The 22,658-nt window shown below is 61.7% G+C and carries 18 protein-coding genes; 5 read left to right on the forward strand and 13 right to left on the reverse strand.

Annotated features, from left to right (window positions below):
• Positions 1–29: 29 nt before the first annotated feature.
• Positions 30–605, reverse strand: a complete 576-nt coding sequence (locus tag O3303_RS16160; protein ID WP_269559418.1) for a DUF4142 domain-containing protein — start codon at positions 603–605, stop codon at positions 30–32.
• 208 nt (positions 606–813) lie between these two features.
• Between O3303_RS16160 and O3303_RS16165 the strand changes: the two genes are divergently transcribed.
• The gene (locus O3303_RS16165; protein ID WP_269559419.1) at positions 814–1,668 is read left to right on the forward strand and encodes a hypothetical protein; all 855 of its coding nucleotides are present in this window, start codon (positions 814–816) and stop codon (positions 1,666–1,668) included.
• 84 nt (positions 1,669–1,752) lie between these two features.
• Here the strand turns inward: O3303_RS16165 and O3303_RS16170 are convergent, their stop codons facing one another.
• Together O3303_RS16170 and queA are read right to left on the reverse strand one after the other, a co-directional pair.
• Positions 1,753–2,457, reverse strand: a complete 705-nt coding sequence (locus tag O3303_RS16170) for a 2-C-methyl-D-erythritol 4-phosphate cytidylyltransferase (RefSeq protein ID WP_269559420.1) — start codon at positions 2,455–2,457, stop codon at positions 1,753–1,755.
• Between the two features lie 122 nt (positions 2,458–2,579).
• On the reverse strand, positions 2,580–3,632 hold the full coding sequence (queA, locus tag O3303_RS16175; protein ID WP_269559421.1) for a tRNA preQ1(34) S-adenosylmethionine ribosyltransferase-isomerase QueA: 1,053 nt from the start codon (positions 3,630–3,632) through the stop codon (positions 2,580–2,582).
• Positions 3,633–3,870: 238 nt separating this feature from the next.
• On the opposite strand from queA, the gene O3303_RS16180 reads away from it, so the two are divergent.
• The 3 genes from O3303_RS16180 (at position 3,871) to O3303_RS16190 (ending at position 7,565) form a co-directional block, all read left to right on the forward strand.
• On the forward strand, positions 3,871–5,133 hold the full coding sequence (locus O3303_RS16180; protein ID WP_044014834.1) for an ABC transporter permease: 1,263 nt from the start codon (positions 3,871–3,873) through the stop codon (positions 5,131–5,133).
• Positions 5,134–5,340: 207 nt separating this feature from the next.
• Positions 5,341–6,204, forward strand: coding sequence for an LOG family protein (locus O3303_RS16185; RefSeq protein ID WP_269559422.1), 864 nt, complete (start codon positions 5,341–5,343; stop codon positions 6,202–6,204).
• Positions 6,205–6,389: 185 nt separating this feature from the next.
• Positions 6,390–7,565: a lycopene cyclase family protein gene (locus O3303_RS16190; protein ID WP_269559423.1), complete on the forward strand. Its 1,176-nt coding sequence runs from the start codon at positions 6,390–6,392 to the stop codon at positions 7,563–7,565.
• Positions 7,566–7,719: 154 nt separating this feature from the next.
• On the opposite strand, the gene O3303_RS16195 is transcribed toward O3303_RS16190, so the two are convergent.
• From O3303_RS16195 to O3303_RS16205, 3 genes are all read right to left on the reverse strand, one after another.
• Positions 7,720–8,379: an ABC transporter ATP-binding protein gene (locus O3303_RS16195; protein WP_269559424.1), complete on the reverse strand. Its 660-nt coding sequence runs from the start codon at positions 8,377–8,379 to the stop codon at positions 7,720–7,722.
• 162 nt (positions 8,380–8,541) lie between these two features.
• A complete protein-coding gene (locus tag O3303_RS16200) occupies positions 8,542–8,763 on the reverse strand; it encodes a DUF2795 domain-containing protein (protein ID WP_019948259.1) in 222 nt (73 codons plus the stop codon).
• A 153-nt stretch (positions 8,764–8,916) separates the two neighbouring features.
• Positions 8,917–10,215, reverse strand: a complete 1,299-nt coding sequence (locus tag O3303_RS16205; RefSeq protein WP_269559425.1) for a DUF349 domain-containing protein — start codon at positions 10,213–10,215, stop codon at positions 8,917–8,919.
• Between the two features lie 313 nt (positions 10,216–10,528).
• On the opposite strand from O3303_RS16205, the gene ettA reads away from it, so the two are divergent.
• Positions 10,529–12,196 (forward strand): energy-dependent translational throttle protein EttA, encoded by a 1,668-nt coding sequence (ettA, locus tag O3303_RS16210; protein WP_269559426.1) that lies wholly within the window; start codon positions 10,529–10,531, stop codon positions 12,194–12,196.
• Positions 12,197–12,424: 228 nt separating this feature from the next.
• Here ettA and O3303_RS16215 read toward each other — a convergent pair whose 3' ends face one another.
• The 7 genes from O3303_RS16215 to O3303_RS16250 form a co-directional block, all read right to left on the reverse strand.
• Complete coding sequence (locus O3303_RS16215) at positions 12,425–14,047, reverse strand: Na+/H+ antiporter (RefSeq protein WP_269559427.1); 1,623 nt, start codon at positions 14,045–14,047, stop codon at positions 12,425–12,427.
• A 264-nt stretch (positions 14,048–14,311) separates the two neighbouring features.
• Entirely contained in the window at positions 14,312–14,734 is a 423-nt protein-coding gene (locus tag O3303_RS16220) for a carboxypeptidase-like regulatory domain-containing protein (RefSeq protein WP_269559428.1), read from the reverse strand.
• A gap of 474 nt (positions 14,735–15,208) precedes the next feature.
• Positions 15,209–17,023, reverse strand: a complete 1,815-nt coding sequence (locus tag O3303_RS22110; RefSeq protein ID WP_434086405.1) for a M61 family metallopeptidase — start codon at positions 17,021–17,023, stop codon at positions 15,209–15,211.
• A 171-nt stretch (positions 17,024–17,194) separates the two neighbouring features.
• Entirely contained in the window at positions 17,195–17,515 is a 321-nt protein-coding gene (locus O3303_RS16235; protein WP_269559429.1) for a hypothetical protein, read from the reverse strand.
• A 164-nt stretch (positions 17,516–17,679) separates the two neighbouring features.
• Entirely contained in the window at positions 17,680–19,263 is a 1,584-nt protein-coding gene (locus tag O3303_RS16240; protein WP_269559430.1) for a DUF1501 domain-containing protein, read from the reverse strand.
• 103 nt (positions 19,264–19,366) lie between these two features.
• On the reverse strand, positions 19,367–21,100 hold the full coding sequence (locus tag O3303_RS16245) for a DUF1800 domain-containing protein (RefSeq protein ID WP_269559431.1): 1,734 nt from the start codon (positions 21,098–21,100) through the stop codon (positions 19,367–19,369).
• 291 nt (positions 21,101–21,391) lie between these two features.
• On the reverse strand, positions 21,392–22,564 hold the full coding sequence (locus O3303_RS16250) for a S1 family peptidase (protein WP_269559432.1): 1,173 nt from the start codon (positions 22,562–22,564) through the stop codon (positions 21,392–21,394).
• Positions 22,565–22,658 lie beyond the last annotated feature (94 nt).

The following is a 22,658-nucleotide window of genomic DNA, read 5'->3' on the forward strand; positions in this document are numbered from 1 at the left end:
GAATGGTAGGTGATAAGAAAGAACGGGAATTATTTAGGGAGCTGATCGGCCAGCTTATCGGCCGCGTCGCGGTGGGTTTTGAGCGTTGACAGCTGGCTAGCGGCAAAGGTGCGGATGTCGCCGTCGTAGGCGTCGTCGCTCATGTCGTCGAAGTCGTCGATACTGGCTTTGTGCACTTCTTCCAGCAGCTCCAAGTATCTGCGGTCGAAGGCCGGGCCATTGAGGGCCGTCAGCTCGCCGGCCTGCTTGGCCTGGTCGGCCCCCAGGCCTTTGGGCAGCACCAGGCCTTTCTTAGTGGCCAGCTGCGTGAGGGCGGCCTGCATCGTGCCGTGCTGGCCGGTGATCATCTGCGCTAGGTATTTCACATCGGGCGAGGTGGCTTTGCGCTGGGCAATCTGGCTGATTTCCATGTCCAGCATCGAGCGGCTGGCGGCCGTCACCACAAACTCCGCGTCCTGCTTCTGCCGCTCGGTCACATTGGCGTCGCCGATGCTTTTTTCGTTCTGGAAGATGGCCTCCGCCACGGGGTCTTTCGTGCTTTCGGTGTTGCAGGCGCTGAGCGCGAGCAGGGCGGCTGCCGCGCAGGGCGCAAAGGAAAAACGCATACTATCAGAGGTTTGAAGGGCAGGGGGAAAGTTTTTCAGGCTATACGGCCGGTTGCGCCGGTGGTTGGGAAACAGCGAGAATCAGGCCCTCAAAAAAAAGTTCCGCAGGCCGCTTAAACTATATAGTGCGTTGTGCTTCCAAGCAACGAAACCCCGGGAGTTTCACTACACGCCAACATCTTTTCTTCTTCCTAAGCCACTCGTCCCCATGAAAGCCTCTTTCCGCTCCCTCAGTCTGGCTGCCCTCACGGGCGGCGTGCTCCTGTTCAGCACCGCCTCCTGCAACAAAGACAACGACCCGGCCGCCCCCGAAAGCGTGGTATCGGCCGAGGATTCCGGTGCCGCTGAAGACGAAACCGGCAGCCTCAACGACCTGGTAGAAGCCGCCGCTCCCGCCGATGCCAGCCTACCGAACGGCGCCGTCGCCGAGCCTGCCGACCTGGCCCGCGTGCTTTCAGGCTGCGCCACCCGCACTTGGAACCCCGCCACCCGCACCCTTACCCTCGACTTCGGCACCACCAACTGCATCAGCCCCAACGGCGTGGCGCACCGCGGCAAAATCGTAGCCGTCTTCACCGGCCCGTTCCGCCAGCAGGGCTCCACCGTCACCATCACGCTCGTCGACTACTTCCGCAACGACAACCAGCACACCGGCACCCGCGTCATCAGCAACCTCGGCGACGGTTCCTACTCGCTCAACGTGCAGAACGCCAGCGTCATCAAAACGGATGGCACCCACTCCTGGACTTCGCAGCGCGTCTACACCCGCCGCGCCGGCCAGGCCACCCGCACCATCCTCGACGACCAGTACTCGGTGACGGGCAGCGCCAGCGGCACCAACCGCAACAACGTGCAGTACACGGCCACCATTCAGCAGCCATTGCTCAAGGTGTTTACGGCTGGCTGCGCCCGGTTCTTCACGGCCGGCACCGTTAGCATCGAGAATTCGCGCGGCAAAAGCCTGCTCCTCAACTACGACCCCACCGGCACCCAGGCCTGCGACAATATTGCGTCCGTGACCTGCAACGGCCGCACGCGCACCATCCGGTTGGGCGGGCGCTAGAATTCGGTTTCAACCTACACGAAATGGCCGCCCTGCAAGTGCAGGGCGGCTATTTCGTTGTCTGAGCCAGTCGGAGTAAAAAGCCTATAACTGCTGATTGCGCAGCAGCACCTCGGCCAGCAGCATATCCTCTGGCGTCGTGATTTTGAGGTTGCGGTAGTCGCCTTCCACGATATGAATGGCGTGCAGGTCCTCTACCACGCTGGCGTCGTCGGTGAAGGTGCTGAGCTCCGGCAACTGGTAGGCCCGGCGCAGCAGGTTGATTTCGAAGCACTGCGGCGTCTGTACCAGCCGCAGCCGGGCCCGGTTCAGGGCGTAGGAACCCTGCTGGCTCAGGTTGCGCACCGAGTCCTTGGGCACCACGGCCGCCACCGCCGCGCCGTGGTTGTACGCAGCCTCGAAGGTGCTTTCTATCACCCGGTTGGGCGTGAGGGGCCGCACGCCGTCGTGCACGGCCACGGTGCCGGCAGCCTCGTCGGCCAGCAAGACCAGGCCGCACTTCACCGAGGCCCAGCGCGTAGCACCGCCAACAACCAGCTCGTGCGGCGGCACCTGCGCGTGTTGGGCACACAGCGCCTGCCAGGTAGCCACCTGCTCGGCGGGCAGCACCACAATCAGCCGGCGCACACCCAGCGCGGCATCAGCAAAGCGGCGCAGCGTGTGCAGTAGCACCGGCTCACCGAGGAGCGGCAGAAATTGCTTGGGCTGCTCGGTGCCCATGCGCGAACCGCTGCCGCCGGCTACCAGAATGGCAAAGCGGTGATGTGGAGAAGAGGAAGCAGATGCCACAGGCGAGAAAGAAAAGAAATCAGTTCGGCCGTAAAAGTAAACGCCCGGCCGCTGAAAGCGGCCGGGCGTTTGTGCGTAGCGCAGAAACCCGGTGTCCGGGCGCTGCTATCTACGGCAACAATCTACAGAATCAGCATGGCGTCGCCATAGCTGAAAAACTTGTATTTCTCCTTGATAGCCAGCTTATAAGCCTCAATCAGCAGCTCGTGGCCGGCGAAGGCCGAGGCCATCATCATCAGCGTGCTTTCTGGGGTGTGGAAGTTGGTGAGCAGGCAGTTGGCGATTTTGAAATCGTACGGCGGGAAGATAAACCGGTCTGTCCAACCCTCGTTGGCCTTCAGGCGCAGGTTAGCCGAAACCGACGACTCCATGGCGCGCATCGACGTGGTACCAACGGCGCACACGCGCTTCTTGGCATCCAGCGCCTTATTCACCACCGTGGCTGTCGAGCCGGGCACGAAGAAGTTCTCCGAGTCCATTTTGTGCTTGGTCAGGTCTTCCACATCCACGGGGCGGAAGGTGCCGAGGCCTACGTGCAGCGTTACGGGTGCCACTTCCACTCCTTTGATTTCCAGGCGCTTCAGTACCTCACGGGTGAAGTGCAGGCCGGCCGAAGGCGCGGCTACGGCGCCGGTGTTCTTGGCGTAGATCGTCTGGTAGCGCTCTTTGTCGGCGGGCTCGGCTTCGCGGGTGATGCTCTCGCGGGGCAGCGGCGTTTCGCCGAGGTTGTGCAGGGCTTTGTAGAACTCCTCGTCGGTGCCATCAAACAGGAACTTGATGGTGCGGCCGCGGGAGGTGGTGTTGTCGATTACTTCGGCTACCACTTCGCCTTCCTCATCAAAGTACAGCTTGTTGCCGACGCGGATTTTGCGGGCCGGGTCTACCAACACGTCCCAAAGGTGAATTTCCTTGTTCAGTTCGCGCAACAGAAACACTTCAATCTTGGCGCCGGTCTTCTCCTTGTTGCCGTAGAGCCGGGCCGGAAACACCTTGGTGTCGTTGACCACGAATACGTCGCCTTCGCCGAAATACTCAATGATATCCTTGAACACGCGGTGCTCGATCTTGCCGGTGCTGCGATGCAGCACCATCAGGCGCGATTCGTCACGGTTCTTGGCCGGGTGCTGGGCAAGCAGGGCCTCGGGTAGTTCGAATTTGAATTCGGTGAGCTTCATAGGGTCAGGAACGGCAATAGCTGGGGAAGCTAACGAAAATTTGAGCCGGCGAAAGTACATAGATTTGCCGGATTAATCGGTATTTTTCGGGCGAAAAGGTTAAAGGACGTCATGCTGAGCTTGTCGAAGCATCTCTACTGTGGGTAATCAGAATTACTTTGGCGGTAGAGATGCTTCGGCAGGCTCAGCATGACGTTCTTTGTTTCATCAAAAAAGAAACCAATTCCAGCTCTCACTTATGAAAGCATTGCGCCTGACTCTGGAAAGCTTCCGCTTCGCGTGGCAAGCCCTCAAAGCGAACCTTCTGCGCACAATCCTTTCGCTGCTGGGCGTCACGGTGGGCATTTTCGCCATCATTGCCGTGCTTACCGTCGTCGATTCGCTGGAGGCCAACGTGCGCCAGAGCATGAGCTTCGTTGGCGACAAGGTGATTTACGTGATGAAAATGCCCTGGACCTTCGACCAGCCTGACTACCCGTGGTGGCGCTATTTCCAGCGGCCGGCGCCCACCGTGCGCGAGTTCCGCGAGCTGCAGCGCATGCTCTCCGACAACCAGCGGGGCGTGGCCCTGTATGCCGCTACCGGCGGCAACACCCTGCGCATGGGCTCCAACAGCATGGAAGGCTGCGCGCTGATGGGGGTCTCGTTTGAGTACCGCACCGTGTCGGATTTGCCGATTGCGGAGGGGCGCTACTTCACGCAGCAGGAGATTGACGCCGCCCGCAACGTGGCCATCGTGGGGGCCGATATTGCCACCAACCTGTTTCCGAACGGCTCGGCGCTGGGCAAGCAGTTCAAGGCCAAAGGGCTGTCTTTCACCATCATTGGGGTGGTGAAGAAGGAGGGCAAGAAGATCATCGACACGCCCAGCAACGACACCAACTGCATCATTCCGTTCGGGTCGTTCACCAAGATGTTTGCCCTGAGCACCAACGGCTTTACGGGCGTGACGCCCACCATTGCCGTGAAGGGCCGCGAAGAAGACACCGGCCTGCTCGACCTGGAGTACGAAATGAAGGGCCTGCTGCGCAACATCCGCACCCTCAAGCCCCGCGAGGAAGACAACTTCGCCCTCAACCGCCCCGAGATGATTGCCAACATGGTGGGCAAGCTCTTTTCCGTCATCGGGCTGGCCGGCTGGGTGATTGGGGGCTTTGCCATGGTGGTGGGCGGCTTCGGTATTGCCAACATCATGTTTGTGTCGGTGAAGGAGCGCACCAATATCATCGGCATTCAGAAGTCGCTGGGGGCCAAAAACTACTTTATTTTGTTCCAGTTTCTGTTTGAGGCCGTGTTCCTGTGTTTGCTGGGCGGCGCCACCGGCATCTTCCTGGTCTGGCTGATTACGCTGGTGCCGCAGGACGCCATGCCGCTCACGCTCTCGGCCTGGAACATCACGCTGGGCCTCACCGTGTCGGTGGTGATTGGTATGCTGGCCGGCATCATTCCGGCCGTGCTGGCTGCCAACCTCGACCCCGTTATTGCCATCCGGAGCAAGTAGGGCGTTTGGCGAAAGCGGCCTCCGCCCGGACCTGTCGCCATTTCGTAATGATATGGCTATTTAGTGTTAACAAATCGTTAACTTGCCTGTCCGTACTTTTGGTCGCCCCGTTCTCGCGGGGCGGCTTTCTTTTTTTCAAATTCCCCCCTTTTCCTTTTTGGCCCTCGGCGCCCTGCCGGCCGCCATTAGTAAGTAGCGTACCAGATTATGACCAAGCTTAAGAAGACCAGCCGCACCAAGGTGGCCGATGAAGTACTGAACGCCGGGAGCGGGCAGACCATCATGCAGCCCAACGTAAACGACAATAAAGTTAAGACCATCAGCGACATCCGCGAGCAGACCCACGGCGAGCGGACGGTGCAGGTAGACGACGAGCAGCGCATCCGCAAGGCGTTTGTCGATAAAGACTGGAACGAAATCAAGATTGCCGACTCCTGGCAGATCTTCAAGGTGATGGCCGAGTTCGTGGAGGGCTTCGAGAAAATGTCCAAAATCGGCCCCTGCGTATCCATCTTCGGCTCGGCCCGCACCAAGGCCGATAACCCGTACTACAAGATGGCCGAGGAAATTGCGGCCAAGCTGGTGCGCCACGGCTACGGCGTTATCACGGGCGGTGGCCCCGGCATCATGGAGGCCGGCAACAAGGGCGCCCACTCGGAGGGCGGCCGCTCGGTGGGCCTCAACATTGAGCTGCCTTTCGAGCAGTTCAACAACATCTACATCGACCCCGACAAAATCATCAACTTCGACTACTTCTTCGTGCGGAAGGTGATGTTTGTGAAGTACGCGCAGGGCTTCATCGGCATGCCCGGCGGCTTCGGGACGCTGGACGAGCTGTTTGAGGCCATCACGCTGATCCAGACCAAGAAAATCGGGCGTTTCCCCATCGTGCTGGTGGGCACCAAGTACTGGCAGGGCATGTTCGACTGGATTCAGCAGGTGATGCTGGAAGACGAGCAGAACATCTCGCCCGAGGACATGAACCTGGTGCAGCTGGTAGACGACGCCGAGTCGGCCGTGAAAATCATCGACGATTTCTACAGCAAGTACCTGCTGTCGCCGAACTTCTAAATCACGGATTTAGCCGGATTTATCGGATTGCACGGATTCGTTTTGGGCAGTCTGATGACCAGGCCGGATGCACGTAAGGAGAAGCCGCTTCCAACGAAGCGGCTTTTTCGTTGTTCTTTAGTGCCCGCATAACGCACCCATAGCCTGCTCCTTCCGTGTCTGCCTCCGTGAAATCCGACGAATCCGTGTCAACCCGTGAATTTGACTACCTGATTGTGGGTGGCGGGGCGGCGGGCCTGAGCCTGGCCTACCACATCAGCCAGGAGCCGCGCCTAGCCGGCAAGCGGGTGCTGCTGCTGGAACCCGAGGCCAAAGACCAGAACGACCGGACCTGGTCGTTTTGGACCGATGGGCCGATGCTGTTCGATGGTATTGTGGCGCACGAATGGGAGCAGCTGGCGTTCCGCAGCCCCGGTTTCGAGCAGGTATTTCCATTGAAGCGCCACCGCTACAAGATGATTCGGGGGCTGGATTTCTACCGGTTTGTGCGGGCGGCGCTGGCGGCTAATCCGCAGCAGTTCACGCTGGTGACGGCAGCAGTTGAGACGCTGGAAAACACGCCCGAGGGCGTGCGTGCCACCAGCCCGGCCGGCACCTACACCGCCCGCTACACCTTCGACAGCCGCCCGCCGCAGCTGCAGCCGCAGCCGCAGAAGCACCGCTACCTGCTGCAGCATTTTGTGGGCTGGGAGGTGGCAACCGACCACGACGCATTCGACCCTGCCACGGTGGAATTCATGGATTTCCGGGGCGAGCAGCACCAGGAGGCGCGCTTCATCTACGTGCTGCCGTTCAGCAAACGGCGGGCGCTGGTGGAGTACACGCTGTTTTCGGCGCAGGTGCTGCCGCAGGCGGAGTATGAGCACGCCATGCGCGCCTATCTGGAGCAGCTGGGCATAACGGATTTCCGGATTGAGGCAGTGGAGATTGGCGCCATCCCGATGACCGACCATCCCATGCCTGCGTCGGCGGGGCCGAACATCATCAACCTGGGCACGCGGGCCGGGCGGGCCAAGCCCAGCACCGGCTACGCCTTCAAGCGCATCCAGGAGCACTCGGTGCGGCTGGTGGCCGCGCTGGCCGCCACCGGCCAGCCCCCGCACAACCTCACCGGCGACCGGTGGCAGTTTGGCATGTTCGATGCGTTGCTTCTGGATATCATGCAGCGGCGCGGCGAAACCACGCGCGACATCTTCACTGAACTGTTTCGCCACAACCCGGTGGAGCGCATCTTCGACTTCTTGGACGAGCGCACCTCGGCCCTGACCAACCTGCGGGTGATGAACTCCGTGACGCCCTGGCCGTTTCTGCGCTCCATCGGGCACGTGCTGCGGGGCCGGCCCGGGCAGCGTAAGGCCTAAGAGGCTTTGGCGAACAATGTAGAGACGCAATATTTTGCGTCTAGTCGTTGCTGAAGTTGTTTAAAGCAACCTTCCGTTCAACGACGATACGCAAAATATTGCGTCTCTACATCGTGCTGCATGCCAATAGACTAATTCAAAAAGCTTCTAAGCGCTACCTAACTGCCAACGATTCTTCGCTTTCCAGAAACGCGCGGGCGGCCTGCACGGTGGCCGGCGTGAGCGGCTGTAGGGTAGGAACTGAGGCCGACAGGTTGAGCAGGTAGCCGCCGGGCAGCGCCAGCAGGTTGTCGAGGTCGTGGGTGATGCAGAGTACGGTGCGCTGCTGCTCCTGCACCCAGCTCAGCAGCAGATCGAACACGCGGCGGCGGTAGTATACATCAAGCTGCTGGGTGGGCTCGTCGAGCAGGTAGAGGGGCGCATCCTGCAAACTGAGCTGGGCCAGCCACACCAGCTGCTGCTCGCCGCCGGAGAGCAGCGAGAAGTCGCGCCCGGCGAGGTGGGCGCCGCCTACGTGGGCCAGAGCGGCATCGGCCAGCTGATAATCGGTAGTAGAGTAGGCGCTGAGCAGGCCGTGGTGGCGGTAACGGCCCATCACCACCAGTTCCCGCACCCGAATCGGGAAACCCACGGTGGTGCGCTGGGGCAGATAAGCCAGATGGCCATCGGCGGCCGGGCGGCGGAGCGTGCGCAGGTCGTGACCACCGACCTCAATAGTGCCTTGGTAGGGAATCTGGCCGGTAAGGGCCCGGAACAGGGTGGTTTTGCCGCAGCCGTTGTGCCCCACAATGGCCACAAAAGCGGGCTCAGTCACGCACAAAAAAAGGTTGCGGAGCAGAACACGCTGTTCATACCCCGCAACCAGATTTTCGACAGAAAGTATTGAGTACTGAGACATGCGTATTTAGGCCATACCGCCTGAAAAACGGGCTTATGCCAATACTAATTACTCAGTACTGCATACTCAATACTACTGCTAGTATTCGTCTTCGTTGAACATGAAGTCTTCTTTGGTCGGATAGTCCGGCCAAACTTCCTCGATGTTTTCGTAAGGCTGGCCATCATCCTCCAGGGCCTGCAGGTTTTCCACTACCTCCATCGGGGCACCCGAGCGAATGGAATAGTCAATCAGTTCGTCCTTGGTGGCAGGCCAGGGAGCGTCTTCAAGGTACGAAGCGAGTTCCAGCGTCCAATACATAGTGGTGTGGGCTACTTAAAAAAGGTGGTCGAATGAAAAACTCCGGCTATCAAAAACCCGGCCGGGACGGATAAGCTGACAACGTGGCTTGGCCTGCGGCGAATCCGGCCGTCAGCTTTCGGCAGCCAACGTAAGATAACCGCTAAGGTTGTGCTACGCAACCAATCGTTGCCGCAATAGCGTAATCAGCTCGTTTTTAGTTCTGATTTTACGGTCGAAGGCCCGGATTTTTCCCTGCAGCATCTGCCGGAACGCGTCGTTGGCGGGAGCCGCGCTCAGCTTGTCGAGGTTGTCTTGGAGCGTTTCCTTCTCTTGCTGGTCGTATTTGATGAAGTCGCGCAGGGCCTGCACCCGCAGATTCACCTGCTCTTCGGGGGCCGCGGCAGCGTTTTCGGGGCGCTTGCGGATGAAGTGCTCCAGGGCGCTCATCTCAAACACCTTGTCGCAGGCCAGAATAAACTGCTCCCACACCCGGTCCGACTCCTCGCCGCGCACCGGGCCCACCGTTTTCCAGGCGGCCTGCAGCTCTTTGGCGCGTGTCACGGCCTCGTGCATGGGCCGGCCCAGCAGGGCAGTGGCCTCCGTCACGAGGGCGCGCTTGCGGGTCAGGTTGTCGTCCATAAAGTTCTCCTTGGCATCGGTGCGCTTGCTGTCGATGTGCACCTTCAGGCGCTCAAAGAACAGGTTGTGCGCCGCCCGAAACTGCGTCCAGAGGTCGTTGGCCTGCTTGCGGGGCAAGGAGCCTCCTACTTCCTTCCAGGCCTGCTGCAGCTGCTTGAGCTTGGCCGTGGTGTTCTCAAAATCGTCGGAATTCTGCAGTGCCTCGCTCTGCCGGATCAGCACTTTGTACTGGTCGGCGGCGTGGTTGGTCATGGCCTTCTTCTCGTTCTGGAAGGCCTTGCGCTTCTGGAAAAACTCGTCGACGGCCAGCCGGAAGCGGGTTTCCAGCTCGTCGGTGAGCTGCTTATCCACGGGGCCGGTCTTGATCCAGGCCTGGCGCAGTTCGTGCACTTGCTCGCCGGCCGTGGCCCAGTCGAGGGTGTTGCGCATCTCTTCGGCCTGCTCGATGAGGCTGATTTTGGTGGCCAGGTTCTTTTCGCGGTTGCGGGCCACGGTCACCTTAACGGCTTCCTCGGCTTCGGTGAGGCGGCGGTGCAGGCTCTCGAAGTCGCCGAGGCCGTCGTAGCTGGCCACCTGGTCTTTCAGGTGTAGGGCCTTCATCAGGAAGGAGCCCTTATTTTCCGATTCCTCGATTTTCTCGAGCAGGTCTTCTACTTTGGCCCGGAACAGGCGGAAACGGTTGGCAAAATACAGTAAAGAGGCATCGGGGGATTCCTTAACCTGGCCGACCTGGCGGGCGGGCAGCTCCATAAACGGCCGGAGCCACACCTGGTCGCCTTCGACATAGCCATAGAGGCGGGCATCGGCCAGCAAGTGGTCTTGTTGTTCCATAATCTGATAACGCGAGAGCGAATAGGTGGTGTGATTGGAAAAGCGCGGCGGCAACACTCAGGGTGGAAAGATGGGCAAGTTTACGGCATGTTGCAACAATAGGCCCCGGCGGGCCGGGTAGCAAACTCCGTGGGCCCTGCCTACCTTTGGCGACTCCGGCGGGCAGTTGCGGCCTATCTGGCCGAACGTAGCCCTAAATCAGAAGGTTGGGCTACACGGGCCGGAGCAGACGGCTCAGCGGTTGAAAATAGCATTTTTCAGCCAAAGCGTCAGCCTGCCGGGTTTCAGTGCCACCGCTACACACTTCTTCTCTATGAGCGACCAGCCAACTATTATCTTTTCGATGGCCGGGGTCACCAAGGTGTACCCGCCCCAGAAACAGGTTCTCAAAAACATCTACCTGTCGTTTTTCTACGGCGCCAAAATCGGCGTGCTCGGCCTCAACGGCTCGGGTAAGTCGTCCCTGCTCAAGGTCATTGCCGGGGTTGATAAGCAGATTCAGGGCGACGTGGTATGGTCGCCGGGCTACTCGGTGGGCTACCTGGAGCAGGAGCCCCAGCTCGACCCCACCAAAACGGTGCTGGAGGTAGTGCAGGAGGGCGTGGCCGAAACGGTGGCGCTGCTCAAGGAGTTCGAGGAAATCAATGAAGCCTTTGGCGGCGAAGACCCCGACTTCGACAAGCTGCTGGAGCGCCAGGGTACCGTGCAGGAGCGCCTCGACCAGCTCGACGCCTGGAACCTCGACAGCAAGCTGGAGCGCGCCATGGACGCCCTGCGCACGCCCGACGCTGACGCCATCATCGGTAACCTTTCGGGTGGCGAGAAGCGCCGGGTGGCCCTGTGCCGCCTGCTGCTGCAGGAGCCCGACGTGCTGCTGCTCGACGAACCCACCAACCACCTCGACGCCGAGAGCGTGCTGTGGCTGGAGCAGCACTTGCAGCAATATAAAGGCACCGTCATTGCCGTAACCCACGACCGGTACTTCCTCGACAACGTGGCGGGCTGGATTCTGGAGCTGGACCGCGGCGAAGGTATTCCGTGGAAGGGCAACTACAGCTCGTGGCTGGAGCAGAAGTCCAACCGCCTGGCGCAGGAAGAGAAAACCGAGAGCAAGCGTCAGAAAACGCTGCAGCGCGAGTTGGAGTGGGTGCGTATGTCGCCGAAAGCGCGCCAGGCCAAGAGCAAGGCCCGCGTGGCCGGCTACGACAAGCTGGTGAGCGAGGAAGCCAAGGAAAAGGAGCAGCGCCTGGAGCTGTTTATTCCGGACGGCCCGCGCCTGGGCGGCCAGGTGATTGAGGCCAACGGCATTACGAAGGCCTTCGGCGACAAGCTGCTGTTCCAGGACCTGAGCTTTGCGTTGCCGCAGGGCGGTATCGTGGGCATCATCGGGCCGAACGGCGCCGGCAAGTCCACGCTGTTCCGGTTGATTACCGAGCAGCTACAGCCCGACGCCGGCAGCTTCGCGGTGGGCCCCACAGTGCAGTACGCCTACGTCGATCAGCAGCACGACACGCTGGACGGCACTAAATCGGTGTTTGAAACCATTTCGGGCGGCACCGAAACCATGCTGCTGGCCGGCCGCCCCATCAACTCGCGCGCCTACGTCAGCAACTTCAACTTCCGCGGCGGCGACCAAGAGAAGAAGGTCGGCAGCCTCTCGGGCGGCGAGCGGAACCGGGTGCACTTGGCCACCACGCTCAAGCAGGGCGCCAACCTGTTGCTGCTCGATGAGCCCACCAACGACCTGGACATCAACGCCATTCGGGCCCTGGAAGACGCCTTGGAGAACTTCGCCGGCTGCGCCGTTATCATCAGCCACGACCGGTGGTTCCTCGACCGCCTCGCCACCCACATCCTGGCCTTCGAGGGCGACTCGCAGGTGGTATGGTTTGAGGGCAACTTCTCGGACTACGAGGAAGCCAAGCGTAAGCGCCTCGGCGACGTGGAGCCCAAGCGTGTGCGCTACCGCAAGCTGGGCTAGGCGGCCTGTTCCTGCCCCATAGCAACGTCCTCTTCTGGCCTTGGCCGGGAGAGGACGTTTTGGTTTCTGGGGGAGAATGGTGTTTGGGAAAACAGACGGTCATGCTGAGCGAAGGCGCAGCATCTCTACCGCTTCGTTGCAGTCGTAATCCAACGAAGCGGTAGAGAGGCTTCGACTACGGCTGCGCCTTCGCTCAGCATGACCGTCTGTTTTCCGACCTGCCCCACCTCAGTGCGGCATGTGGCTGATTTTGGCTTCGTCGAGGTCCAGCTGGGCTTCCTGGTGGCGGAGCATTTCTTCCTCGAACACGTCCTCGCGGCGCAGCACGAACAGCTCCTCGCGCTGCACGCGCAGCACGTCCAGCAGCACCTGGTGGTAGCGTTGCAGGGCCTGGCGCTTGGAGTCGTCGTAGTCGAGAGCTTCTAGCAGGTTGTTGGTGCGCTGGGCTTCGGCCTGCATGCGCTGCTGGAGGGCCCGGATCAGCTCATTTTCCTGCATATCAACTACGTAGTACTTCTGCATATGGGCCAGAGCCGCCTGGCGCAGGTGCAGCCGGATGCCGGCTTCCTGGGCATCGGTGGGCATACGCTCCTCCAGCTTTTCCACGCCGGTGGCGCGGATGAGCAGCGGCAGCGTGAGGCCCTGAAACACGAGCGTCACCAGAATAACCACGAAGGTGATGAACAGCATCAGGTTGCGCTGCGGAAATTCCTGCCCGTTGCTCAGCAGCAGTGGCACCGACAGCGCCGAGGCCAACGACACCACCCCGCGCATGCCGGCCCAGCCGATAATCAGCGGCCCCTGCCAGCCGGGGCTGGTTTCGTGGGTGCGGATGCTGCGAAACAGCCAGCGTGGTATAAATGCCGCCGGAAACATCCACAGCAGCCGAATGACGATGACAATGGCGCTGATAATCAAGCCGTACGTAATGGCCTGCCCCAGCGAGTACGTGCCCAGGCCCTCCACCGCCACCGGCAGCTCCAGCCCGATGAGGATGAACACCAGCCCGTTGAGGGCGAAGCCCACGCTGGCCCACACGCTGGTGGCCTGCAACCGGGTGTCGGCATCGAACACGCGGTGCGAGCGGAAGGAAAGCAGCAGCCCGCCGCTCACCACGGCCAGTACCCCCGAGAAGTGAAATTCCTCGGCCAGCAAATACATGCCGTAGGGCGCCAGAAACGTGAGTACCGTGTTGATGCTGGGCGTGGTGGGCAGGTACTTATGGATGAGGTAGAAGCCGTGCGCCACCACCAGGCCCACGGCCAGCCCCATCACGCTCACCAGCAGGAAGCTGGACGCCGCCTGCTGCCACACAAACGTACCCGACAGCACCGTGGCCAGCGCAAACCGGAACACAATCAAACTGCTGGCATCGTTGATCAAACTTTCGCCTTCCAGAATGCTGGTGATGCGGCGCGGCACCTGCACCCCCTTCAGCACGGAGGTGGCGGCCACGGCATCGGGCGGCGAGATGATGCCGCCCAGCAGAAACCCCAGCGGCAGCGTGAAGCCCGGAATCATGGCCCGGCTCACGTAGGCCACGATGGTGGAGGTGAAGACGACCAGCCCGAAGGCCAGCAGCGCAATGGGCCGCTTCCAGCGCCAGAAATCCTGCCAGGAGGTTTCCCAGGCGGCCTGGTAGAGCAGCGGCGGTAGGAAAATCAGGAAGATGAGGTCGGGGCTGATGACGATGCGCGGCAGCCCCGGCACGAAGCCCAGCACCAGCCCGGCCAGCACCAGAAAAATAGGGTAAGAGATGCGCAGCTTCTGGCCCAGCATCACCAGCAGCAGCATGGCAAACAGCAGCCCCAACACCAGCAGGATACTTTCGTGGAGGGTGGTTGCGGGCATGGCGGGAGCAGTTACGGTGGCAGCAGGCCAGGAAAGGCCCGGAGCCGGAAGGTAGCCGCTGCCAGCCAGAAACGCTACCGTAGCTCCCGTCCCGGCAGCACGCAGCCTAAGGATCGGGGGCGTAATTATTCAGGCGGTGCAGGGGCACGGGCGTGCAGCGGCCCCTGGCAGGTTTCGGAAATCTTACGGATTTCATACTCACCCGTCACGAAGTGGGTATCCTGGTAGTCGCCGCCCCGCATGGCAGCGCTGTGGTAGCCGCGTCTACCTACGGCTGCGAGCCTTGCCACCGGTCGGGGCCAGCACCACCGTAACCGGCAGGAAGTTGCTGGCCGACAGCTCCTGGCCCTCGCAGCCTACGTAGTCGTAGCGAAGGGTGTTGATGCCGGCGGGTACCTGCAGCTCATAATGGCCGTTGGCGTCGGTGCTGGCGGCGGTGGTGGTGCCTTTCAGCAGCACGGTGGCGCCCCGCAGCGGCTGCTTCTGCCCATCCAGCACGTAGCCGGTAAGCGCTACTGTGGCGGGCGCCGGTGCTGCCTCGGGCGTAGCCCCGGTTTCGGGTAGAGGCGCCGGGGCAAACCGGGCTGTCAGGTCCTGCACCTGTAAGGTGTCAGCTTCCTGAGCGAAGGCGCTGGTGGCGGACAGGCAGGCCGCAAGCAGCAGAAGAGGGGCAGCAAAGTGTTTCATACAACTGTCTGGTTGAAGTGGATGCAAAGAGACGTTGCAACAGGTGGCAGCAGGTAGGGGAACAAGATAATATCCAAAGTACAGGATAATTGGATATGTTCAAAAATAGAAAGACGTGGCGCTTGGGCGATAAGGTAGCCCTCGGGGCCGACGAAGGCAGCGGTTTAGCCCTGAAAACGCGCTTATCTATAGTTTTAAGCTAAGTTTCAAGCTTCTGAGTTTGCATTATGAGGTTGACGATAATTATTTATAGTGCTATCATTTTAATATAATAGTTATATTATAAAATTATGAAAGTGCAGGTTGGGAGCAGGCCAGACGCACAAAGGCCCGGCCCGCAATCATGCGGGCCGGGCCTTTCCGGTGCTGGTAGCCATGAAGCAGGCAGGCTCCCCGCTGTTGCGCGCGTAGTCGCCTGAAACGCGTCCGAGGCAGTAGCGCAAACTTTGTAGTTCGCGCTACTGGCCACGGTGTTTACTGGTTCTTCAGCCACGCCTGGCGCTGCGCCAGCTGGGCAGGGGTGGGGTTGGGCATCACCGTCAGCTGGTAGCGCTTCACCTCGTCTTTGGCCTGCAGGCGGCAGCGGATTTTCTTCTCGGTGCCTGCGTGCCGGATGGTCAGCTCGCTTTCCTGGCCGACGGGGCTGGCTTCGATGCGCTGGATGAGGGCGCGGGCGGTGGTGGGCTTCACGGTTTCACCCTGGTAGGCCACAAACTCGTCGCCGTTGGCCACGCCGCAGGCCTGCAGGGCCGGGCTCACCTGCTGAAACAGGAAGCGGCCCTCCGCATCGGGGCGGAAGCCGGTGCCGAGCGTGGCCAAGCGGCGGCCGGTGCGCTGCAGCGGCTCGTAGCGCACGCCCACGGTGGCGTAGTACTCGGCCAGCGGCAGCGGCTGGGCCTGCTGCACGTAGCGCGCAAAAAAGTCGCCGATTTCGGGGTAGGTGAGCTGGGTGAAGTCCTGGAAGAACGTCTTTTCCGAAAACGGCTTGTCGGGGCCGTAGCGTTTGGTGAGCCCCAGCACCACTTCGCGCAGCCCGCGCTTGCCCCCCGAGAGTTGCAGCAGCCGCAGGTCGAGCAGGGCGGCCGTGAGGGCGCCGCGCTGGTAGATGTTGCCGTACTGGCGCTGGCCTTCGTCGGAGAAGGAGTTCAGCCCCAGCTTACTCAGCGAGTAGGTGGTGTCGGTGCGCTGGCGGTCGTAGGCAATCTTGCCGCTCATTTCTTCTAGGTACTTTTCCAGCGGCAGCAAGCCACCGCGCAATTGCATCATGCCGGCGGCCCACTCGGTGGTCCCTTCATACAGCCACAAATGCTCGGAGCCGGTGGGCTGCACGAAGTTGAACTGCTGGATGATTTCGGAGTGGATGTTGAGCGGGGTCACGACGTGGAAAAACTCGTGGGCGGCAATGCTGGTGATGCCCGCCGCCGACTCCGGCGTGAGCGGCTCTTCGCGCAGCACGTACTCCGAGCTGTAGGAATGCTCCCAGGCGCCGTTGCTCCGGTCGTCGAAGTGGTAGAGGAAGGTGTAGCGCTGCACCGGCAGCTGCACCAGAAACTGCTGGGCAGCGTTCAGCATCTGCTGCATCTCCCGGAGCAGCGGCTGGGCCTGCACCTGGTCGGTGCGGGAGTAGCAGAACAAATCTATTTTGGTGGGGCCGAGCATAGTGCTGGCTTTGGTGAGGCGACCCAGCAGAAACGGCGAATCCACGGCTTGGTCGTAGCTTTTGGCGGTGTAGTAGCCCTGGGCATCAGCCGTCAGAGCCGTCCCGATTTTCCAGTCGGTGGGGTAGTTGAGCTTGATGCGCAGGGGCCGGGCCTGCCAGCCCTGGGGGAAGCCCAGCAGGGTCTGGCCGTTGAGCAGGGCGTGGTCGGTTTCCAATGACGAGCCGCACATGCGGTAGATGCTGTGCTCGGTCACGGGCGTGTCCCAGGTTTCGGCAATGGTATAGCGGATTTCGCGCGTTTTCTCGGGCTTCAGCAGCTGCCACTGGTTGGTGGAAAGCTGCTTGGAGGGCAGCAGGCGGCCCTTTTTGTCGAAGGCCTCGAACTTGCGCACAAACCGGCCGATGTCCATCACCTGATACGTGCCCGGCGCGGTGGCCGCAAACTGGTAGATGCCTTGCTCCTTGCTCAGCTTCGGCAACGCCAGCTGCACCCGAAACTCGTCGCTGTTGGCAGCCGGGTCGATGGAAATGGTGTAGGTAAGCGGCTCCTGCGCCCGCGCCGCCGTGAGCGGCACCGACAGCAAAGCAACAACAAGCAGGGAATGCGCCAGGCGCAACAGGTTTTTCATGAGCAGAGGAAGGCAAAAGGAACGAACAGGCCAAGAGAAACGAAAAAAGCGGCACCGTTGCCTGCTGCGGTAGCGCCGACCGAAAATGACAGCTGTCGGCCACCGGCTGTGTATAGCACAAAGGCCCCGCTTCAGCAGAAACGGGGCCTTCGTGGGATAAGCAAAACAGCTTTAGGCAGTCTTGGCGCTGGTGTGCGCGGCATCCTTCTTGTGGCTGTCGTAGCTGGCCTCGTCGTCGTTGCTGGCAGCATCGACGGCTTTCTTGGCAGCAATGATGGCAATAACCGCTACGCCGGCAATGCCCAGGATGAGCTGGGTAGTGGTGAAGCGTTGCGATGCTTTCTTGAGCAGCACGCCGCTGTGCTTGATCAGGTCGTCGAGCTGGTCGGCTTCGCCCTGAAACACTTTGTAGCCGCTTTGCAGGGCGTTGATAACGTCTTCGGGCAGGATCTTTTCAAGCTCCTTTTCTACGTTCGAGAGTTGAGTGGCCATATAGTTGTAAAAGCAGAGAACAGTGAAACACAAGGCCGGTGGCGCGGCCCCGGAGGCGCTATACGTGAAAACCCGCCGCCGGGCTACACCGGCAACGGGTTTTTTAGTTGTCAGTTGATAGTTGTTCGTTGTCAGTCAATTAGCGTATTCCTGACAACGAACGATTAACTCACCACTACCAGCCGGGAGCTGATGCGGACGCCTTCGCGCACCTGGCAATGGTAGGAGCCGGCGGCCAGGCCCGTGGCAAACGGAATCTGGCGGCGGCCGCGGGGCTGCTCCCGGTCGAGCAGGCGCGCCACTTCGCGGCCCAGCGCGTCGAGCACCACCACCTGCACGTGCCCGCCTTCGCTCTCAAACTCCACCGTGGCGTGGTCGCGCACAGGGTTCGGAAACACGCTGAAATTGGCCACATTGGTGGCGGCGGCCGTGCTGGTGCCGTTCACGATGCCGGGCCGGATAACCGGCACGTTCGGAAACTGCCCGAGGCTGGAAGGCAGCAGGGCGTTGAGCGTCGTCTGGGGCACGCGGAACCAGTCTTTGAGTAGATTGGCGTAGATGGCCCGGAAATCAAACTGCATGGGCACCTGGTCGTTCACGCCGGCGTTGGCGGGCAGCACCGGGTTATTGCCGTGGATGATAGGGTTGACGCTGGTGCCGAACACGATAAGCGGCGCGGCCGCCCCGTGGTCAGTGCCCTTGCTGGAATTGGCCTTGATACGGCGCCCAAACTCCGAAAACGTCATGCCCACCACCCGGTCCTGCACCGCGAGGCGGCGCAAGTCGTCCTGGAAGGCTTCCAGCGCCTGCGAAATTCGGCCCAGCAGCGTGGCGTGCGTGCCCGTGGTGGTGCTGCCCGTAACAGGAACCTGCGCCGCGTGCGTATCAAAGCCGCCGAGGTTGCAGACGTACACCCGCGTCTGCAGGCCGCCGGCCACCAGCTGGGCTACAATCTTGAGCTGGTCGGCGAGGGAATTCTGGCCGGCTGCGGGGTAGAGCGGCGAGAGGTTGCGGGCCCGCGCCGCCGCCGCCTGAATGGCCGTGGTGTAAATCTGGGTCTGGGAAATTACCTGCCGGATAAACGTCAGCTCGTGGCCGGCCGGCGTGTTGGGCGCCGTATCGACCCCGCCTGACAGCAGCTGGTAGAACGACGTGGTGCTGGCAATGGCCATGCCCATGTTCACGGCGGGGCCCTGCACGCAGTTGCTCACCACCGAGCCGATGCTGATGGCCAGCGGATCGGGGTTCTGGGTGCTGGGGTAGCCGGTGGGGTAGTTGGCATACTCCGAGTCGAGGTAGCGCCCGGCCCAGCCCGAGGTGATGGTGACGTTGGAGTCCGACGCCGAAGTCCAGATGTCGGTGGCACGGAAGTGCGAGTAGTTGGGGTTGGGGTAGCTCACGCCCTGCACCACCCCAATCTTGCCATCGTCGAACAGGTTTTTCACGCCCGCCATGGCCGGATGAATGCCCGTGGCGGCGCGCAGCGGCAGCACCTGGTTTTGCGGAATGGCAATGTCGGCGCGGGCATTCATCAGGGCCGAGTACTGGTCGGTCGGGATGATCATGTTCAGCCCGTCGTTGCCGCCGTTCAGCTGAATCAGCACCAGCACCCGGTCGGTCTGGGTGGCGCCGCCCGTAATCTCAAAAAGCTCCGGCGAAAAGCCGTAGGCCCCAATCGGCAGCCCGCCCAGTAGCGTGGGCAACACGGTGGCGGCCGTGGTAGTCTGGAGGAAATGTCTGCGTTTCATACTTCGTGTTAATGGTTAAATGGCTGATTGTTGAATTGCTGACAGCCAGATGGCCGCTGCCTGAGTGAGCAGCCGGCCAGTAAGCCATGCAGCCATTAAGCCATTAAGACAGATGATACTCGGCCAGGCCCATGAGCGTGCGCAGCAGCGACTGGAGCTTGGTTTGCACGGCAGCGCGCTTGGCGGCGTTGGTGGGCGCGGCCAGATACTCGTTCCACTCTATCGTCCACTCGAAGTCGGGCAGGCCCGGCAGCAGCGTGTCGTTGAGGTAGGTGAGCTGGGTGGGCGTCAGCTGGATGGGCGTCAGCAGCCGGGCCAGCTCCGCAATCAGCAGGTTGGGGTCGGCGGCAGTGGCGGCGGGCAGGGTCAGGACCAGCGCCACCGGGTCAATCCGGATGGTGACGCCGCCGGTGGTGTAGCCGTTGTTGCTGATGAGCAGGTCGGTGAGCTGGTTGCGGCGGGGCAGCGTCACGGCATTGATCCACATTTCGTAGAACTGCGGCGTCTGCCAGTAGGCCGGCCAGCCGGCCACGTTCGGCGGGTCGCCGAGCAGCTGCTGCTGCACGTTCGTGACGCCGTTGAGGTAGTTCCACATGGCGTATTGGGCCGTAGGGTTGGTGGCGGGCGGAAAGGCCACCTGCAGCTGCCGCGCCGTGCCCACCGTGAAATCGAGCGGGCTCTTAATCAGGCAGCCCATGTTCACGCTGTCAAAGAAATGCTGACTCGACAGCAGCGCGCGCAGCACCGGCGCCACTTCGTAGTTGCTTTGCAGCAGCAGCTGGGCCATGGGCTCAATCACCTGGGTTTCGGTGGTGGCGTCAATCACGTAGTACACAAACCAGCGGTAGAGCTTGCGGCACAGGAAGCGCGCCGTTTCCTGCTGCCGCAACACCAGCGCAATCAGGGCCTTGTACTCCTGGTCGGTCTGGTTGCTGATGGTAGCATTCTGGAAGGCGCTGCTGAACGTTTTGGTGGTGGTGTCGTGGCGCGAGGCCGTGAAGTAGCCGGCCTGGGTGGTGGCATTGTCGCGCCAGCCCGTGAGCACGCGTGCGGCGGCCTGCACGTCGTCTTCGGTATAGGTGGTGTAGTTGCCGGGGCCAATCTGCGGGCCCTTGCCCACCGTGAACAGCTCCAGCAGCTCGCGGCCGTAGTTTTCGTTGGGGGCGGTGGCAGTGCTCTGGTTGCCGTTGAGGTAGCGTAGCATGGCCGGGTTCACCGTCACGTCTTCGGCGAGGCGCTGGATGTTGCCCAGCGCGTGGCGGCGCAGCAGCGCGCAGTACTGGTAGCCGTAGCGGGCATCGTTGATGTCGCCCAGCTCCACCACAAAGTGGTTGTGCCAGAACAGCGTCATCTTCTCCACCAACGACGGGCCCTGGCCCAGCAACCGCCCCAGCCACCACGCCCGCAGCGAGGCGCGCCGCACGCCCTCGAAGTTCTGGTCGAAGGCTTGCGTCACCCAGGTCTGGCCCAGCGGCACGCTCGTATCGGTGGCCGACACGTTGAGCGGCGGCGCGGGCGCAGTCGGGGCCGTGAGCAGCGTATTCAGCACCTGCGTCAGACTCTGGCCGGCAGCCGCCAGAATTTCGGGGCGGGTGGGCCCGAACAGCGTGCGGCGCAGCAGATGCGCGGCCTGCGCATAGCCCCACGGCCCCGTGTAAGGGCCCAGGCCCGCCGTAGAGCGGGGCTCGGTGGGCAGGCGCGTGTTGGCATAGCGGCTCACGGTTTCGTCGCCGGAGCCGGTGGGCGGGGCGGTGCCGAAGGCAGGCTGCGTCGGCACGGCGGCGGCCGGGGCCGCCAGGGCAGAAGCAGGTTTGCGGAGGAAAGCTCTACGGTCCATTGGTTGTGGTTGTGGTGGCAGGAGCAACAGCGGGTAAATGCCTTGAAAGGAAGAGGTTAATTCGCTCCTCTACAAGCGTAGGTCCTATGGACTTATCAAAATAGTGAAAGTTTAATAGACGATTCTTTTCAGGGTGCTATGCTTTTCTTGGCAGGATGCTCAGCCGCAGAAATAAAGTGCCTGTAACCCGATAAAATGGTGTTTCCGGCGGGCCATAAGCCGCCAAAAAATCACAAAAAAAAGCCCCGCCGGATGAGGGCGAGGCTTGCTGAAAACCGGCGACGGCCGGGGCTATTCGTAGACTTTCACCACAAACACGTAATCCTGGAGCTTGCGGATCTGCTGGGGGCGCGAGGTGCCGGCCAGCTGGTTGGTGCGGGGCAGGTTGTAGGGCTGCGCATGCGTGGCGGCCGCGCTCAGCGAGTCCACCAGCCGCATCAGATACGACGACTTGGTGGCGAAGGCTGCACTCTGCGCGTCGGTCTGGCGGCCGCTGATAATGCCGATCAGGTTGCCCCGATCATCGAGTAGCGGGCCACCGGAGTTGCCGGGGTTCACCGGAATGCTGATCTGGTAGAAAGCCGAGTCGCCTTCGAAGCCCGAGCGGGCGCTCAGTGAGCCGTCGTTGAACACCAGGTCTTCCCGTGGGTAGCCCAGCGTGTACACCTTCTCGCCCAGGTCGGCGGTGCCGCGCTTAAAGGAGTAAGGTAGGCGGCCGAAGCCGTCGAATTTCTTGTCGTTGATGCGCAGAATGGCCAGGTCGTGGGCTACGTCGGTGAACACCGGCTCGGCGCGGTAGCTACGCCGGTCGCGGCCCTCAATCAGCAGCGAATCGGCCCCCTGAATAACGTGGTAGCTCGTGACTAGGTAGCCATCGGCGGTGAGGGCGAAGCCCGTACCGCTGAACTTGCCGGGATTCACGGCTTCCGGCGTCGGCGCCTGGCCCCCGCGGATGGCGCGGTTCATGGCCAGCTGGGTGCGGCGGATACGCTCCACTTCCTTGCGCAGCACCGTGTAGCCGTACAGCGACGGTTTCTGCGAGGCGCGCCACCACTCAATGCCCAGCAGCGTGGTGAACACGGCTAGCACCGCCACCGAAGCCGCCACCATCATGGTGGCGCGGTGGCCCTGCCAGAACCGGCGCAGCTGCTGCTCGGTGCGTGAAATATGCAACTGCGGCATCAGCGGATTGCCGGTTTCCAGCACTTCGCCGTCTTCGGCGTCGGTCAGCTTCACGGCTTGCTCGGCGTCCAGCTCGGCCTGGATGGCGCGCAGCTTGCGGCGCACACTCAGGCGCTGGCCGTAGCTGTGCAACGTGCCGGTCAGGGAGGTGAAATCGGCGTAGCGCTCGGCCAGCGCGGGGTCGGCGGACAGGCGGCGCTCCAGGTCGGTGCGCGCCGGCACCGCCAGCTCGCCACGCTGGTAGGCCTCAAATAAAGCGTAATAGTCGGCTTCGGTCATCATAGGGCTGAGCGGGTGGGTGAAGTCCGCCGTTGTCTGGTAAAGTGCAGGCCGGAAAAAGGGGGGCTGCCGGTGGGCAGGCTTATTTCTTCACTGC

The sequence above is a fragment of the Hymenobacter canadensis genome, assembly GCF_027359925.1.
Lineage (GTDB): Bacteria > Bacteroidota > Bacteroidia > Cytophagales > Hymenobacteraceae > Hymenobacter > Hymenobacter canadensis.

Coding starts and splice junctions, on each gene's coding strand:
- O3303_RS16160 (WP_269559418.1), bottom strand. CDS start 605: ATGCGTTTTTCCTTTGCGCCCTGCGCGGCAGCCGCCCTGCTCGCGCTC.
- O3303_RS16165 (WP_269559419.1), top strand. CDS start 814: ATGAAAGCCTCTTTCCGCTCCCTCAGTCTGGCTGCCCTCACGGGCGGC.
- queA (WP_269559421.1), bottom strand. CDS start 3,632: ATGAAGCTCACCGAATTCAAATTCGAACTACCCGAGGCCCTGCTTGCC.
- O3303_RS16180 (WP_044014834.1), top strand. CDS start 3,871: ATGAAAGCATTGCGCCTGACTCTGGAAAGCTTCCGCTTCGCGTGGCAA.
- O3303_RS16185 (WP_269559422.1), top strand. CDS start 5,341: ATGACCAAGCTTAAGAAGACCAGCCGCACCAAGGTGGCCGATGAAGTA.
- O3303_RS16200 (WP_019948259.1), bottom strand. CDS start 8,763: ATGTATTGGACGCTGGAACTCGCTTCGTACCTTGAAGACGCTCCCTGG.
- O3303_RS16205 (WP_269559425.1), bottom strand. CDS start 10,215: ATGGAACAACAAGACCACTTGCTGGCCGATGCCCGCCTCTATGGCTAT.
- ettA (WP_269559426.1), top strand. CDS start 10,529: ATGAGCGACCAGCCAACTATTATCTTTTCGATGGCCGGGGTCACCAAG.
- O3303_RS16215 (WP_269559427.1), bottom strand. CDS start 14,047: ATGCCCGCAACCACCCTCCACGAAAGTATCCTGCTGGTGTTGGGGCTG.
- O3303_RS16220 (WP_269559428.1), bottom strand. CDS start 14,734: ATGAAACACTTTGCTGCCCCTCTTCTGCTGCTTGCGGCCTGCCTGTCC.
- O3303_RS22110 (WP_434086405.1), bottom strand. CDS start 17,023: ATGAAAAACCTGTTGCGCCTGGCGCATTCCCTGCTTGTTGTTGCTTTG.
- O3303_RS16235 (WP_269559429.1), bottom strand. CDS start 17,515: ATGGCCACTCAACTCTCGAACGTAGAAAAGGAGCTTGAAAAGATCCTG.
- O3303_RS16240 (WP_269559430.1), bottom strand. CDS start 19,263: ATGAAACGCAGACATTTCCTCCAGACTACCACGGCCGCCACCGTGTTG.
- O3303_RS16245 (WP_269559431.1), bottom strand. CDS start 21,100: ATGGACCGTAGAGCTTTCCTCCGCAAACCTGCTTCTGCCCTGGCGGCC.
- O3303_RS16250 (WP_269559432.1), bottom strand. CDS start 22,564: ATGATGACCGAAGCCGACTATTACGCTTTATTTGAGGCCTACCAGCGT.